Raw genomic sequence first — 16,286 nt, 5'->3', positions numbered from 1 at the left:
ATGCGCATCCTCTCTTTAGCACTGCAAAACTTTAAGTCTCATGTGGATACAGTCTTTGAGTTTGAGCCAGGCACCAATGCCATTTGTGGGGAAAATGGAGCTGGAAAAACCAGTATCCTGGAGGCAATTGCTTGGGCTTTATTTGATCACTCGCCATACAGTCAAGAAGAAATGATTCGGGTAGGAGCCAGCGATGCGGTTGTAACTGTGCAATTTGTCTCCCAGGCGGATCAGCGTACCTACACAGTTCGTCGCAGCGTCACTCAGGGGTATCGGCTTTTTGACCCGCAACTGAATCAACGATTGGATTATGAGCGCAAGGTGGATGTGTTGCCTTGGCTGCGACAACACTTGGGAGTGCCCACAGGAACTGATCTGGCTCGTTTATTTGCAACTACGATTGGTGTACCACAAGGAACATTTACAGCCGATTTTCTGAAAACAGGTCGAGATCGAAAAGAGATATTCGACCGAATCTTGAAAGTTGAAGAGTACCAGGCGGTAGCGAAAGACTTGCTTGCGGTGGAAAAACACAGCGAAGCAAAGATTCAAGAAATCAAGCACCAAATAGAGTTATTTAACCAACAACTTCAGGATTGGAATTCCCTTCAATTAGAACAGAAAAAATTGATGCAGGATTTATCCTATTGGCAAGAACAGCTTCAGCAGCAAAACCAGGTCATTCAACAAACTCAGGTGCAACTCGAAAGGCTAGAGAGCCTACTCAGACAAATTCAAATCATAGATCAACAACTACGGGAACGAGAACAGCAGGAAGCTTTACTCAAAGTTAGTCAGGAACAAGCCGAAGCACTTCTCCAACAGGCCCGGCAAGCCCAAGCCCAACGGGATCAATGCCTTCAGGGATCCCAACTGTTTCTGGCAGCAGAAACCCAATTGCGGGATTTAGAAAAGCAACAACAACAGCGGTTTAGTTGGCTCAAGCAGCGGGATCATTTGCTCTCCCAGCAACAGGCCATAGATACAGAACTAACCAGATTACAAGAGAAACTCAGGCAATTAGAGCAATGGAAACAAGAACTCGAGGATCTGAACCCCAAGCTACAAGCTCAACAGGATTTAGAGGCTGAGCAAGTTAGTTTAACTCAACACTTGAATAGACTGTTGGAATGGCAAATGGAATTGGAGCGATTGCGAGGGGAATGGGCAACTCAATCGGAGCGGTGCCAACTTCTCCAGAGCCGGGTGCAGGAGGCTGAAGAGGCGTCAGCCATTTGTCGCCAGCATCAACCTGCCTATACTCGGTACCAGGATCTAGAAACCCAGATTGCCCAGCGAGAAGTTGATCAGCAAACCCGGAATCGCTTGGGCAGCCAGCGAGAGAAAAGATTACAGGAACTCCATCACTTGCAAATTCAGGAGGCTGAATACAAGCAACAGTTGCTTGCCTTTGAACAAATCGAACAAGAAATTCACAGTCTAAATCCTCTTATAAAACAACAGGGATCCCTGGAAAAGCAATTGTTGGAAATAGAGAAGAGACTAACACCATTTCAATCAATTCGTTTAGAACTCAAACAAAAAGAAACAGAGCAAATCCATCTTCAGCAGCAGCTACAACAGTTAGAGGATACACTTCGGCAGAGGAGGGGTTATTTGGAGCAGGTTGCCAGGATACCTGAATTGGAAGCCCAGCAAGAACGCATTCAAATTCAACTGAGTCGTATAGCGGCTGCCCAACAATTTCATCAGGAAATGCAGACCTTATTGGAGCAGGGAACAAATCGTCTCCAACAGCAGCAGCAAAGCATCCAATCCCTGCTTCAAGATCTAGAATTGCAACAGCAACAGTACCCGGAATGGAAAGGAATTTGGGAACGGATCCACGATATGTTCAGCCAGTCTTCGACTCTCAGCCAAGACCTACTTCAATCTATCCATAATATTTTGCGAGATCTAACTTCTCAAACAGACAAAGCCCAACTGAATCAGCAATTTTTAAGCTTACAGGAGGAGCTTAAGACGTTACAACCTCTGCTGGGTCTGACGAGGCAACTCCCTGAGTTGGAATCACACAGGCAAGAGCTTCTGCAAGCACAGATAGAACTGCAAAACAAGATAGATGATATCCATTGGAGTCTTGAAGCAGAACCTACCTTTATTCGTCAACAACAGGAATTGAACGAACAGCTACAAAAACTAGGGGATCCTCGGGCACAGCTCAAACGACTAGAAAAGGAACTCCAAAAAAAAGCTCCTATTCAGCGGCGCTGGCAACAATTAGTTGGAAAAATAGATCCTATTCGTGCAGATATTCAACTTCTGGATCAGCAGCTCCAGCCCTTAGAAGACATAGAAGAAAGAATCTTGTCTCTAAAAGAAGAGCAGAGAACCTGTCGTAATGGCTATGAAAAAGTCATTACCTCGATGGAGACAGCCAAAAGTCTGGCTCAGCGCCAGCGGGAGTTGCAGATGGCCCAAGCAGAGCTAAATCAAATTCAAAACCAAGGACAACAAAAGCAAGCTCAGATACATCAATGGGAACAGGAGCGGGGAACGGCGGAGAAAATCCGAACTCAACTAGAGCAGCTCAGGGATTCCCTAATGGCTCTAGGGGATCCCCGTGGTCAGGCAGAACGTTTACGGCTAGAACTTAAGGCCGAGACTGAATGTTTACGCAGTCAAGCGGATTATCTACAGCAGCGGCAACAGATTCAAGCAGAACTAGAAAAGCTGCAAAAATCTTTACTAGCCAGTGAGCATCTAGAGCAAGAAATGGGATCCCTGCAACAACAACGGGATCAGTATCGCTCCACCCACGAGAACTATCTTCAGGCTGAGCCAGTTGCCCAACTCCTACCTGAGCGAGAAAAAGCTCTTGAGAATCTGAAAACGCAATGGCACATGCTCCAAACCCAGATGGCCCAGCTCCGAGCACAAAGGGATCCACTGATCTGCCAATTTCAACTAGAAGACTACGAAAGTCACAAAGCTCTACTACAAACAGTGAAAATAAAAGAAGCTGAAGCCAAAGCTCACCTAGAAAGTATTGCTCCTCAACTCATGAAGATACAGGAAAGGGTACAACAGCTAGAACAAGTAAAAGATAGCCTTAAAAAAGTGGAAACAGAACGATCTGAAAAGGAGCGATTGCATCGGTTTATCAAGTTTAGTCGAGAGGTTTACAAAAAAGCTGGCCCGCAAATTACCCAACATTATCTACAACAAATCAATCACACCGCCGATCAACTGTTTCGAGAAATACTTAACCGTCCAAATGTCAGCTTAACTTGGGAACCAGACTATGAGATTCGAGTGCAAGAAGGCAGCAGCACCAAACGACGCTTTGCCAGCCTTTCAGGAGGAGAGCAAATGTGTGCAGCTTTGGCTGTACGACTGGCTTTGTTAAAGGTTTTGGGACAATTGGATATTGCCTTCTTTGACGAACCCACCACTAATATGGATATGCAGCGACGGCGACGACTAGCAGAAGCAATTACCAACCTGCGCTCCTTCCAACAACTGTTTGTCATTAGCCACGACGATACTTTTGAGCAAGTGACGGAGAATATTATCCGGGTAGAAAGGAGCTTTGGCCTAACTACAGAAAGGAGGGATCCCTTTTATGGTGCTTAGAACGGATCGGATCCTAGCTGTTCTGGATCAGAAACGCGAAGCTTTTACCACGTTTGATAGAGGTCTGTCGGAACGACGAGAATTGTACAAGCAGGCGATGGAGCAATTGTGTAAATGGTCAGGGTTAGAGATCGCAGAAAAAACGGCCCTATTGATGTTTCCAGGGGCTTTACCTACCGCTGAGTGGGATATACATCAAAGTTGGAAGGTGCCTTTTGCACATGAGTGGGCAAACTATGAAGAAAGCTGCGAATGGGTTAAGTCAGTCATTCAAGATATTCCTACCTTTGCCGTGGATGGATCCCAGATTTATCCAAGCAAGGAACTTTCTATCCCAATCGCTTTAGTCCAGATCGGCTGGTATGAAAATCATCACTGTGCTGAAGGCAGTTACGAAAAAGATATTCAAGTAGATGTGCTGACTCCAACTGATTTGGGAGCTAATAGCAGTGGGGAGCCGAAAGAACGAGTTGTCAATCAACGTCGTTTTCAAATGGAGACTGAAAGGCTGCACGAGTATATTCAACGGTCGGAGCAGGGATCCCGGAAGTTAGCCTTTTTGGATGGGGCTTTGGTGGCTACGTTTGCTGAAGCCTTCGAGCCAGAGACCCAAGATTTTTATGTGCAGTGCCTATTGCCGCTACTGCGAGCTAGTCAACAGAACCGGATCCCGTTGGTAGCTTACATTGACACAACTTATACCTCTGATCTAGTTAAGTTGCTTAAATACTGCTTTGATTTACCTGATGCCCCACAACTTCACGATGCTCAATTGCTCAGCTCCTGGCTGGACTGGGGAGATCGCACACCCTTCTTTATCTGTGCCCGTGGAGGTAGTCTCAGTCCACAAGAGGGGATCCTCAATCGCTACCAAGAAATGCGCGAGCGAGTTGGGTTTGTTTATCTGCGCACCAGTGATAATTTTCCGGCGAGGCTAGAGATTCCAGTTTGGGTTTATGAAGCTGGCTTGCTGGATTGGCTGGTGGATATTGTCCGCAGTGAGGTGGTGATTGGTCGAGGTTATCCCTATGTCATCGAAACAGCCGATCAAACAGCCGTGATTAGCAGTGAAGATCGCAACTTGTTTTTGCGTCTGATGCAAGATTGGGCAGCCCGTGAGAAACTCAACCTAAGATTATCTCGTAAAACTGTGAGTAAACTTCAGCGGAGGCGGATCCGATGAGATTGGGAAAAGTGGTTCGCTCCAACAATCACTGTGACTATGTGGTGCAGGTGGATGATGTTTTGGAGGTGAAAAATCCTCCCACTCATGATGACTACGGCTTTGGGAGCTTTGTCAAGTTAGAAAGCGATCGACGGCACTGGGCCGTCGGCTTAGTCTACAATACGCAGCTTTTGAACCCGATGTTTCTCAACTCTGGGCCGCGTCTGTCCAGTGAACCGGATCCCTATTTCTCGCCCGATTTGCAAAATGAGGTGCGCACGCTATTGTCCGTGGTTTTAATCGGAGCATTAGATGAACAACATGGCTATGGTAACCAAGGGATCCCGCGGGTGGTCGTGCCTGTGAATACGCCCGTTTTTCGCATGAGCCAAGAGGAAGTTTTACGCTTTCATCAGGATCCCAGAGGGCAAACCCAATTTTCCTACTACGGTTTGCTGCTGAATAGTGGCGGTAACTTTGCCGATCATCTGATCTATCAAGTTTTAAATGATATTACCCCGATGTTTGCAGATCCAGCTCAACAACGAGCTTTACAGATCCTCAGCAAAGAATTGTCCTGGAAAATGACTATGGGAGCGATGCGCTAATGTCAAAAAAATCCACAGGGATCCCTCAACAATCCAGCAATGGCCATCACCAGGAGACCTCCCTTTCTTTGGCCAACAACGCTCCAGAAGTGATAGGCACCGTCAAAGGTCCCGGAGAAAGTTCCAATCAATATGTGTTTATTACCTCCAATACTCAGGCAGTAAAAGTTGGAGAGTTTGTTTACTACGAAGTTCGGGATCCGCAATCACGGTTACTACAAATCCTGGGGAAAATTGGCCAAGTGCAACTGTTGGATCACATCCCCGATCGTATTTTTGCCGACACCGAAATTGACCCAAGTGCGATTGTAGCTTTGGTGGGTTTTACCCATCCCAATCCAGAAATCTATGCCGTCACTGTGGAAGTAATCGGCTATTTCCATCGGGCCATGGGCTTTATCAACCCCCGTCGCGCTCCGGATCCCGGTGCCAAGGTGTTTCTGGCTTCCGATCAGCTGTTGAAATCTGTCTTGAACAAGCGGGATGAATTGGCGATTGGGGGTGCTCATTTAGGTAGTTTACTGTTGCGCGACGAGGGATCCGTGCCGGTGGTACTGGATGTCAAGGAGATGGTCAGCACCCACCTGGCGATTCTTGCAGGGACGGGATCCGGCAAATCCTACACAGCAGGAGTGTTGATCGAAGAGTTGTTGTTGCCCAAGAATCGGGCGGCTGTCCTCATTTTTGATCCTCATGGGGAGTACAATACCCTGGCAGAAATGCAATCTCATCATCAGTTTTTGGGTGAAGATGGCTATCGTCCCAAGGTTAAAGTTTTGTCTCCGCAAGAGATTAAAATCCGAATTTCCTCACTCAATTTCTTCGATATTCTCACGCTGCTGCCGGAAATGACAGATCGACAGAAATCATTTCTGGAAAAAGCCTTCCGTAATACAACTCATTTCAACCCGGTGCGTTGGACAATCCAGGATCTGATCGATGCTGTGAATGAAGTGGATTCTTCAGAAGATGGATCCCAGGGATCCTCAGCAGCAGCCCTAGAGTGGAAACTGGAGCAAATTGATCGCTCTCCCTATTTCAGCAATCTGGAACATCTGGCCCCCAAAGATTTGTTTGAGCCAGGCCAAGTAACCATCCTACAGATGAACGAGATCAGCCAAGAAGAGCAACAGGTAATCGCCGCCGCGATTTTGCGTCAAGCCAACCATGCCCGCATGAATACCCACAAGGGAAAGATCGATCCAGGGGATGAAAATTACTTACCCTATCCGGTATTTATCTTGTTAGAAGAAGCGCATCGCTTTGCCCCTGCTCATGATCCTTCCCGATGCAAACAAGTATTGCGGACGATCCTTAGCGAAGGGCGTAAATTTGGTTTGGGAGTAGGGCTGATTACGCAGCGCCCTGGCAAATTAGATTCCGATATTCTTTCCCAATGCATGAGCCAGTTTTTGATGCGGATCGTCAATCCTTCTGATCAAGAGAATCTGCGCCACAGCGTCGAGGCCGCCGGACGGGATTTGATGCAGGAATTACCCGCTTTGAGTAAAGGACAGGTGATCATTTCTGGGGTATGTGTCAATACACCTGTATTGTGTAAAGTACGGCAACGCTACACCCGGCATGGGGGGGAAACCTTGGATATTCTTGGCCTTTGGCAAAACCACTTTCAAGCCCACCGCGAACGGGAGCGGCTGGCTCAATCGGCCCCTTTGAAACCGCGTGCTCAAGCTCAGAGGGTGGAAGGCTTGAGTATCGATTAGAGGGTTAAGTTAGGATCCTGAAGAGGATTTGGGGTGAAACGGGTGAAACAGCGGCAACTTCCCTTTGCGAGCATCACCTTGGGGATCCTCCTCAGCTTGGCTTGGGGGGCCTGGCCTGTACAGGCTCAGTTGCGCTTGATCCCGGATGCGGCTCGGCAGGTATACAGCCTTTTGCCGGATTTTCCCCTCGAGAATACCTATACCCCCGCATCTCCAGATGGCACCGGCCCTACTCCTGAAGAAGACACCTTGGTGCGGCGGATGATGGTGTATCACCTGCAGGTGGCGGGCCGTTCCCCCACGGATCGGTTGGATTGGCAGCTAACGATAGCGGATTATTTCGATGCTAACGAGCCGATCATTGCCCAGCGCTATCCCGGTGCCGATCGCCTCACGGTCAACCCTTACGCTCAAGACAAAGCTGTAGTGCAATCCCTGAACCGGCAACAGCGACAAGCTCTCCTCGAGGCTATTTTGTTGGCTTTTGGCGGGGATCCCAACCCAACAGCATTGTATATTCCCAGCGATATCGATGCTGCCCCGACTCGCCCCACGCCCGAGCCGGTGGAGCGCTTGCTGATTCCTGGCCAGGGAGCCGCCGATTTGCTGAGCCCCTGACAGGGATGGCGGGCAAATCACTTCACTAATTTTTACTAATTGATAATTGCTAATTTAATTTATTTATAAGTGCAGCGCTATGAGTGGCCCGATTGTAACGGGCAAGCGTCACTGCAATGCCCAAAGCGATGATGCCAGCCATTAACAAAGTTGTGGGAGATGCTCCTAAGTTTTCAAAATACTGAGTATAAAAATGGATCGCCCCAAAGACAGACAAAGCATTGACCGCCCAGCGTCGGTTTTGCCGTGCTGCCCAAATCATCGTTCCAATCAGGGCAATGGCCCAGGCCCAGGCAAAAAACCAAGCGGGGATAATACTGCGGCTATCGAGGCTCCAGCTATCGTTTCCAAGCCAGAGGGAGTCGCCCCAAAGTGACCCGACCCAAAAGCCAAAGTTGACCAAAAATAAGGAAGTACGGGAAACGGCGATCGCCAGGTGGGAGTAATCTACGGACAGTCTGAGGGAGAAAAAATAAGCACCCCAACCCAAGGCACTAAACAGGATCACCGTAATCAGGGGTTGGCGAATCACAAGAAAATAGCTGGCATAGCCATACATTGCCATGGCCCCTACCGTCGCCGAGAGTGCCAAGGTCGCAAGGATAATGAGTAGGGTTCGTTTCGTCAAAATCCCCCCGACTGCGCAAAACACCATCACCAGCAAAAAGCCGACAACACCACCCTGGGTAATGGCTAAGATGCCGCCACTCACCATTAATGTGCCCACAAGCAATAAAATTGTGCCCAACACACCCCAATTTTTGGCATATTTAGTTTGAAAGTAAACACCAACGCCTGATAATATCAAGCCCAAAGTGAGCGCTGTCTCGGCAGATGGCAGCAAAGCCATGGCTCCTAACGTTGCCGCAATCACACCAAAGCTAATCAAAATATTAAATGCCAGAGAGCCGGTATCCTCAGCTGCAAATGCCAAAGATTTGAGACGAGTGTATTCGTCCTGGTCAATGCGACCTTCTGCCAACAACTTATCGATATCAATCGTAATCTTCATAACATATTTTATCCAAATTGATTACCCTTAGATACCTAGAGGTTCACAACTTAATGCCTGCTCAATGCTCACTTAATGTCCGCGATCACGAGGGAAACAATCGGCTAACTCTGCAAAAAACTATTCCAAAAATAATATATCCGAAACCCTGAAAAAGATCACCAACAACAAACACCTGTAACTTAGAGCAAAGCAATTTGTGACAAGAAGAAAATCTAAGGGTCTCAATCGCCAGCCCCACGGGGCTCCCTTACGGTTGCTGGGGGAGGTGACAAATACAGTGGCCCTAACTAGACCTCTCCCCAGCCAGGATCTAGATTTTGCTTTAGGGGGCGATACAGCTTGAAATAGGCGATGGATCCCGCCTGACGCAGGAGCGCTTTGCCAGATGTGTCTGCACCCATACAGCGTTGACAAACGGCGTTGTTCACCTGAAACCGATTAAACCCTTGTCGCAAGGCACAGGCTGGCTGGCCCGCCAAAATGTCCAGCAGGGATCCCCCTAACTTCACCTGTCCCAACGGGATCCGACCTTCATAATCTTTGCAGCAGGGCACCACGGTGCCATCGTAGAGAACCCCTGCCTGCCCAGAGGCCCCATTACAGTACCCCCAACGGGCCGGGATCACCCGCTCTGTCTCGACATTGCCCCAGCTATCTAGGGGGAAAGTTTCCAAAACCAAGCGGGGGTGAAGGCGAATCTGTTGCCAACGTCCGGGCCGATAGGTCGCGATTTGGGATCCCACCCAATCGGGATCCGGGGCATCAGGGATCCCTTGTAAAATCCGCGTGGCCCAGGCGGAGAGTTCTGAGCGCATCTGTTGTGCGGAGTTGATCACCGAGAGAGCTTTGTGGGGCACCAAAAAGGGGTGGGGGCTGGTATCAAGAAATTTCAGGTGTACCTGGGTGGGGCTAGAGGCCTCCGGCCCGCTGGCGCGATCGGAGCGCAAATGAGCCTGTAAAAATTGGGTAATGCCCGCAAAGTAGCGCTCCGGAGTCAGACGAGGAGGTGCTCCGCGAATGATGAACGTAACCGGATCCGGCGTTTGCAGCGAGATTGTCAGTTTGGGCAAACGGCTGTAGATAAGCCTGTCAATGTGCTCCGGCCAGAGGGCGAAGGTACTGCCATTACTGGTCAGGTGCAGATCCAGACCTCGTGCTACCGCCATGTGAATACCCTGGAAGATGTGCGGGTAGATCAGCGGCTCCCCCATTAGGTGAAAGGCGACCACTCGGGCCAATTGCGTTGTGGCCACTTCATCCAAAATCTGCTCCAACAGGGCGGGATCCATATGCCCCCGTCGCCGGGCCATAATCGCATCTGGACAAAACTCACACTTAAAGTTGCAAACGTTGGTCACCTCGATGTGGAGGCGCTCCAGTTGCGGCATGGATAGTGGTTTGGGCATGGGGAATCCAACTCCCTAACAAGAGGGCCGATCCTGCTCATACTAGATCTTCACTCTTAATTTCATGGGAATCTCATCTTTGCCGGGGGATCCCTCGGTTAGGCTAGCCATAGACCCTAACCCCTGCACAAACATGGCCTACCAACCGATTGAGAACTACGGCATCATCGGCAATATGCAAAGTGTGGCGCTGGTGGGCATGAATGGCTCAATTGATTGGCTATGCTTGCCCCGCTTCGATTCCCCCAGTATTTTCGGCGCGATTTTAGACGATAAAAAAGGGGGAAGATTTCAAATTACGGCCGTGGGAGAAAATGTTAAAAGTCAGCAATTCTATTGGCCGGATACGAATGTTTTGGTGACGCGCTTTGTCTCCGAATCTGGCATTGGCGATGTGGTGGATTATATGACCGTTGGTCTGCGACCGGATGAACCAGGCTATCACTGGCTGATCCGGCGGGTACGGGCGGTGCGGGGCAGCATGACCTTTAAGCTGATCTGTCAGCCTGCGTTTAACTACGGACGGGATCCCCACGATACCAAGTTGATCGGCTGTGGGGCCAATTTCATCAGCAAAGATCTGGCTCTGGAAATGACCGCCCGCCTACCCCTAGAAATTGATGGGGATGGGGTGGTTTCGGAATTTACCCTGCAAGAAGAACAAACCACCTTCGTAGTACTGCAACAGGATCGGGATCTGAGCAACTGTGACATTGTGGAGCAACAGCGGGCGGATGAGCTGTTTTTGCATACCGTTCAATTTTGGCGGCACTGGGTTTCGCAGTGTACCTACACGGGGCGCTGGCGGGAAATGGTGCACCGGTCAGCCCTCGCCCTCAAGTTGCTCACCTACGAGCCTACTGGGGGGATCATCGCCGCTGCCACCACCAGTTTGCCGGAAGGGATCGGCGGCCAACGCAACTGGGACTACCGTTACACCTGGATTCGGGATGCGGCCTTCACCATCTACGCCCTAATGCGCATTGGCTTCACAGAAGAGGCCGCCCGATTTATGCACTGGATCGAGGAACGCACTCATGATGCCAACCCGGATGGATCTCTGCAGCTAATGTACGGCATTGATGGTCGCAAAGAATTGACGGAACTCACCTTGGATCATCTGGAGGGTTACAAGGGATCCCGTCCAGTACGCATCGGTAATGGGGCTTACAACCAACTGCAACTGGATATCTACGGCGAGTTGATGGACTCGGTCTACTTGTTCAACAAATACGGGATCCCGATCTCCTACGACTTTTGGATCCAACTGCGCCGCTTGGTGGATTGGGTTTGCGACAACTGGAACCAGCCGGATGAAGGGGTATGGGAGGTGCGGGGTGGCCCCCAACACTTTGTCTACTCGCGCCTGATGTGCTGGGTGGCGTTGGATCGGGCCTTGCGGCTGGCCAACAAACGTTCTTTCCCTGCCGATCGCCTGCGCTGGGAACGGATCCGCGACCAAATCTACGAAGAAATCATGGACAAAGGCTGGAACGAGCAGCTGCAAACCTTTGTGCAAGCTTACGGCAGCGAAGCCCTGGATGCTTCCACCCTGATCATGCCTTTGGTGTTGTTTTTGGCTCCCACGGATCCGCGCATGCTCAAAACCCTGGAGGCGATTGGTCGTCCGCTACGACAAGGGGGCCTAATGATGGGGGGCTTGGTTTACCGCTACGATGTGCACAAAACCGACGATGCCCTGACCGGGGAAGAGGGCACCTTCAACATCTGTTCGTTTTGGATGGTAGAAGCCATGACCCGGGCCGGGGCCGCCGATCCAATCTGGCTGGAGCGGGCCCGGCTGATGTTTGAAGAGATGCTGGGGTACTCCAACCACCTCGGCCTCTATGCAGAACAAATTGGCTCTAGTGGCGAGGCGCTGGGCAATTTTCCCCAAGCCTTTACCCATCTGGCCCTGATCAGTGCCGCCTTCAACCTGGATCGGGCCTTAGGCCAACGGGATTAACCGGGATCCCCTCTAGCTGCGGCTAACATAGGCATGACCTCTTTTGTTGAGCAATATGTCGCACCCCTTGTTCCTGAACTGTATTCAGCCCATCCGTGGTCTGCGAGCCTTGCCCGTAAGCCTTGCGGTCGTGTTGGGGATGGGGGGATGGGGATCCCTGGCTTCTGCCCAAGTGTTGATGCATGTGCCCATCCCCAATGGGGGCTTGATGCAGGCGCAAGGGTTACAACTGGCCACCGACTCCTTGCGTTTGGCGCAGTTTGGCCAAGCAGAAGAAGCGCTCCGCCGCCTACAACTGGCGGTTGAGATGGTGCCCAATTCCTCGGAGCTGCACTACGTTCTGGGGAATGTACATCTGGAGCTAGGGGATTATGCTCAGGCCAACCAAGCTCTGCAAAAAGCTCGTGCTCTGGCCCCAGAGGATGCCGCTGTTCTCTACTCGCTGGGGTCTTCCTATCTGCGGCAGGGCAGCTACTTTGCCGCTGTTGAAGCCCTAGAACGGGCTGTCGCCCTGCAGCCGGATAACCCCAACGCCCGCTTCCAATTGGGCAATGCCTATTTGCTGTTGGACAACGGTGACCGTGCCCGCCAGGAATACGAAGAAACCCTGCAACTGGATCCCGCCTACTGGCCGGCCATGAACAACATTGGCTTGGTGGACTACGAGCAGGGAGATCTGGATGCCGCCATCGACCGCTGGGAACGCACCCTGGAGATGATCGACTCTATGGCCGAGCCCTACCTCGCCCTAGCCACCGCCCTCTACATCCAGGGAGAAACCGAACGGGCGGAAGAGCTGGGCGCAAAAGCGATGCGTTTGGATCCCGAGTATGCCCGCCTGCAGGTGCTGCGGGAAAACCTCTGGGGGGAAAACCTCCTGCGCGACGTGCAGATCCTCCTGCGTACCCGCCCTGTAGCAGAAGCCTTGCAACAGGCTGCTGTCGATCAGTTCAACCAGCAAATGGGCCTTTCAGAGTAGATTTCAGAGTAGATTCATCAACCCACATATCAACCCCCAACAGGAACTTCACCCACGGATCCGGTTAGGATACGCGCCTGAAACTTCGCCCGGATCCGTTCGGCAATGCCGACACTGTTCAGACCCAACTCAGCCAAGGCTTCCTCGGGGGTGGCGTGCTCTACCCACTGATCCGGCACCCCCAAGCGCAGCAGAGGCACCGTTAGGTCAGCATCCATCAGGGTTTCTGCCACTGCCGATCCAAACCCACCCATGAGGCAGCCTTCTTCAACCGTGACCACCAAACGGCTCTGTTCCGCCAAGGGCAAGATCAATTCTGTATCCAAGGGCTTGGCAAAGCGGGCATTGACGACAGTGGCTGAAATGCCGTGTTCCTTCAAAATCTCGGCAGCCTGCAAGCTAGGATGCACCATCGACCCATAGGCCAGGATCAATACCTCCCCACCACTGCGCAGCACCTCTGCTTTACCAATCGGCAGAGGTTCCCACCCTTCTTCCGCTAGGGGCACCCCCACCCCGGATCCGCGCGGGTAGCGCATGGCAATCGGCCCAGCGGTGTAGTTCACCCCTGTTACCAACATCCGTTGCAACTCGGCCTCATCTTTGGGAGCCATTACCACCATGCTGGGAATGCAACGCAGGTAAGCGATATCGTACATCCCCTGGTGGGTCGGCCCATCCGCCCCAACAATGCCGGCCCGATCCAAACAGAAAAAGACCGGTAGCTTTTGGATGCAGACATCGTGGATGATCTGGTCGTAGGCCCGTTGCAGGAAGGTTGAGTAGATGGCCACCACCGGGCGCAACCCCTCACAGGCCATCCCTGCGGCCAAAGTCACCGCATGTTGCTCGGCAATCCCCACATCCACAAACTGATCGGGCAATTTTTCCTTCAGCTTGGTCAGGCCAGTACCCGTATCCATGGCTGCCGTGATGCCGATAATGCGCGGATCCTGCTCGGCCAATTTACAAAGGGCATGGCCAAATACTTTGCTGTAGCCAGGGGGCTTGGGTTTGGTGGAAGGATAGGGCTTGCCGGTGGCCAGATCAAAGCGGGATTGGGCGTGATACCCCACCTGCTCCGCTTCGGCAGGGGCGTAACCTTTGCCCTTCACAGTTGCCACATGCACCAGCACTGGGCCAGGGATCCCGTGAGCCAACTCGAAAGCATCCAACAATTCTGTCAAGTTATGACCATCCACCGGCCCCACATAGGTAAAGCCCAGTTCCTCGAAGATAATGCCGGTTTTGTTGTTTTGCACCGCCGTGACCAATTTCATGGTTTCTTTCATGCGGTCAATTTCCGGGCTGAGGCTGGATCCCAGCAGGGGCAAATTCTTCAATTGTTCTTCTAGGCTATCGGCCAAAAACTGCACCGGCGGGCTGAGGCGCAGCCGGTTCAAATAGCGAGGGATCGCCCCCACATTGGGGGAGATGGACATGCCATTGTCATTGAGAATGACCATCAGGTTGGTCTTGGGCAAATGGCCGGCGTGGTTAATCGCCTCGTAAGCCATGCCCCCAGTCAAAGCTCCATCACCAATGATGGCCACGACTTTGAAGTTGTCCCCCCGCCGATCCCGGGCGATCGCCATACCCAAAGCTGCCGAAATACTGGTGGAAGCATGCCCCGCCCCGAAGTGGTCAAAGCGACTCTCACTCCGCTTCAGGTATCCAGCAATACCCCCTTTCTGTCGCAGGGTCTCAAAGTTGGCATACCTGCCGGTGAGCATTTTGTGGGCATAGGCTTGGTGCCCCACATCCCAGATCACCTTGTCTCGATCCAAGTCCAGAGTTTTGTAAAGGGCCAAAGTGAGCTCCACCACCCCCAGCCCTGGCCCCAGGTGGCACCCAACGGCAGAATTGGCGGCAGTTTGTAGATGTTTGTCTCGAATCTGGCGGGCTAGACTGCGCAACTGGCTCAGGTTGAGAGTTTGAAGCTGGTTGGGATGAGTGAGATCACTCAGTTGCATAATGGGCTCATCTATTCCGGTGTGATCTCAATCTAAATCATTTTTCGGAACGCTTTTGTTGCCGACACGGCGAAAACTTCACCGAACGTAGGGATCTGCTTAACCTGAATCCACTTGAACCAAAATGAACCCAAGGACTGCGGAACCCTCTGCAAGGGAGATCTTGAGAGAATCGCATCAGGGATCCCTTGGGGAGGGTTAGCATCGGACAAGGTCCTGAATGGCTCCTGAGTTCCGGTTTTCTCCTTTTCTCCACCCATGAAAATCGCCGCCAACATTACCCAGCTCATCGGTCGCACCCCGCTTGTGCAGTTGAACCGGATCCCGCAGGCGGAAGGATGTCGGGCGCGGATCCTGGTGAAACTGGAAAGTTTTAACCCTGCTGCTTCGGTAAAAGATCGCATCGCCGTCAGCATGATCGAGGCAGCCGAACAGGCGGGCTTGATTACCCCGGGCAAAACCATCCTGGTGGAGCCCACCTCCGGCAATACCGGCATTGGCCTAGCCATGGCCGCAGCGGCCAAAGGCTATCGGCTGATCATCACCATGCCCGAGAGCATGAGCCTGGAGCGGCGCTTGCTGTTGAAGGCCTACGGAGCGGAGGTGCACCTGGCTAGCGGCACAGGCGGCATGGGAGAAGCCATCTGGAAAGCAGAAGAGATCGTGCGGCGTACCCCCAACGCTTTTATGCTGGGCCAATTTACCAACCCGGCTAACCCCCAAATTCATGCCAAAACCACCGGTCCGGAAATTTGGGAGGATACAGAGGGCCATATCGACATCCTGGTGGCCGGGGTGGGCACGGGTGGCACCATTACCGGGGCAGGGGAGTTCCTGAAGGGGCAAAATCCAGCAATTCAACTGGTGGCCATTGAACCCCAAGCCAGCGCTGTGCTAAGTGGGAAAAGACCGGGCTTCCACCGCATTGAAGGGATCGGGGCCGGGTTTGTGCCGGATGTGTTGCGGCGGGATCTGCTGGATGAGGTGATCCCTGTAGAAGACGAAGAGAGCATGGCCTATAGCCGTCGTCTGGCCAAAGAAGAAGGGATCCTCTCTGGCATTTCTACGGGAGCGGCTTTGGCCGGGGCAATTCGGGTGGGGCGACGACCAGAAAATGCTGACAAGATGATCGTGATGATCCAGCCGAGCTTTGGAGAACGGTATCTAAGCACTCCTCTATTTCGAGATTTGGAGCGGGAGTCGGAGAACGGGATCCCGGAATTGATGAGCTAAAA

11 protein-coding genes are annotated in these 16,286 nt (G+C 51.8%); 8 read left to right on the top strand and 3 right to left on the bottom strand.

All coding sequences use genetic code 11. From position 1 onward, the window contains the following. From L1047_RS00680 to L1047_RS00660, 5 genes are read left to right on the top strand one after another with little or no spacing between them, the layout of a single operon-like run. On the top strand, positions 1-3,597 hold the full coding sequence (locus tag L1047_RS00680) for an AAA family ATPase (protein WP_235276672.1): 3,597 nt from the start codon (positions 1-3) through the stop codon (positions 3,595-3,597). Next, entirely contained in the window at positions 3,587-4,780 is a 1,194-nt protein-coding gene (locus tag L1047_RS00675) for a DNA double-strand break repair nuclease NurA (RefSeq protein ID WP_235276671.1), read from the top strand. The genes L1047_RS00680 and L1047_RS00675 overlap by 11 nt, the downstream gene beginning before the upstream one ends. Then, complete coding sequence (locus L1047_RS00670) at positions 4,777-5,370, top strand: hypothetical protein (RefSeq protein WP_235276669.1); 594 nt, start codon at positions 4,777-4,779, stop codon at positions 5,368-5,370. Before L1047_RS00675 ends, L1047_RS00670 begins: the two co-directional genes overlap by 4 nt. Then, positions 5,370-7,094 carry an ATP-binding protein gene (locus L1047_RS00665; protein WP_235276667.1) on the top strand — a complete coding sequence of 575 codons (1,725 nt, stop codon included), beginning with the start codon at positions 5,370-5,372 and terminating at the stop codon, positions 7,092-7,094. The genes L1047_RS00670 and L1047_RS00665 overlap by 1 nt, the downstream gene beginning before the upstream one ends. Before the next feature lie 33 nt (positions 7,095-7,127). Then, on the top strand, positions 7,128-7,712 hold the full coding sequence (locus L1047_RS00660) for a hypothetical protein (RefSeq protein WP_235276665.1): 585 nt from the start codon (positions 7,128-7,130) through the stop codon (positions 7,710-7,712). A gap of 49 nt (positions 7,713-7,761) precedes the next feature. Here the strand turns inward: L1047_RS00660 and L1047_RS00655 are convergent, their stop codons facing one another. Both L1047_RS00655 and L1047_RS00650 read right to left on the bottom strand, forming a co-directional pair. After that, positions 7,762-8,724: a hypothetical protein gene (locus tag L1047_RS00655; protein WP_235276663.1), complete on the bottom strand. Its 963-nt coding sequence runs from the start codon at positions 8,722-8,724 to the stop codon at positions 7,762-7,764. Between the two features lie 290 nt (positions 8,725-9,014). Next, positions 9,015-10,133 (bottom strand): radical SAM/SPASM domain-containing protein, encoded by a 1,119-nt coding sequence (locus tag L1047_RS00650; RefSeq protein WP_235276661.1) that lies wholly within the window; start codon positions 10,131-10,133, stop codon positions 9,015-9,017. A gap of 133 nt (positions 10,134-10,266) precedes the next feature. On the opposite strand from L1047_RS00650, the gene L1047_RS00645 reads away from it, so the two are divergent. Together L1047_RS00645 and L1047_RS00640 are read left to right on the top strand one after the other, a co-directional pair. Further along, positions 10,267-12,099 carry a glycoside hydrolase family 15 protein gene (locus L1047_RS00645; RefSeq protein WP_235276659.1) on the top strand — a complete coding sequence of 611 codons (1,833 nt, stop codon included), beginning with the start codon at positions 10,267-10,269 and terminating at the stop codon, positions 12,097-12,099. 55 nt (positions 12,100-12,154) lie between these two features. Then, positions 12,155-13,078 carry a tetratricopeptide repeat protein gene (locus L1047_RS00640; RefSeq protein ID WP_235276658.1) on the top strand — a complete coding sequence of 308 codons (924 nt, stop codon included), beginning with the start codon at positions 12,155-12,157 and terminating at the stop codon, positions 13,076-13,078. A 29-nt stretch (positions 13,079-13,107) separates the two neighbouring features. On the opposite strand, the gene dxs is transcribed toward L1047_RS00640, so the two are convergent. Next, positions 13,108-15,051, bottom strand: coding sequence for a 1-deoxy-D-xylulose-5-phosphate synthase (dxs, locus tag L1047_RS00635; RefSeq protein WP_235276657.1), 1,944 nt, complete (start codon positions 15,049-15,051; stop codon positions 13,108-13,110). Positions 15,052-15,309: 258 nt separating this feature from the next. On the opposite strand from dxs, the gene cysK reads away from it, so the two are divergent. After that, positions 15,310-16,284: a cysteine synthase A gene (gene cysK / locus L1047_RS00630; protein WP_235276656.1), complete on the top strand. Its 975-nt coding sequence runs from the start codon at positions 15,310-15,312 to the stop codon at positions 16,282-16,284. Positions 16,285-16,286 lie beyond the last annotated feature (2 nt).

This window comes from Synechococcus sp. Nb3U1 (genome assembly GCF_021533835.1).
Lineage (GTDB): Bacteria > Cyanobacteriota > Cyanobacteriia > Thermostichales > Thermostichaceae > Thermostichus.
The sequence above is the reverse complement of the archived record's forward strand: the minus strand, read 5'-3'. Positions and strand labels throughout refer to the sequence as shown.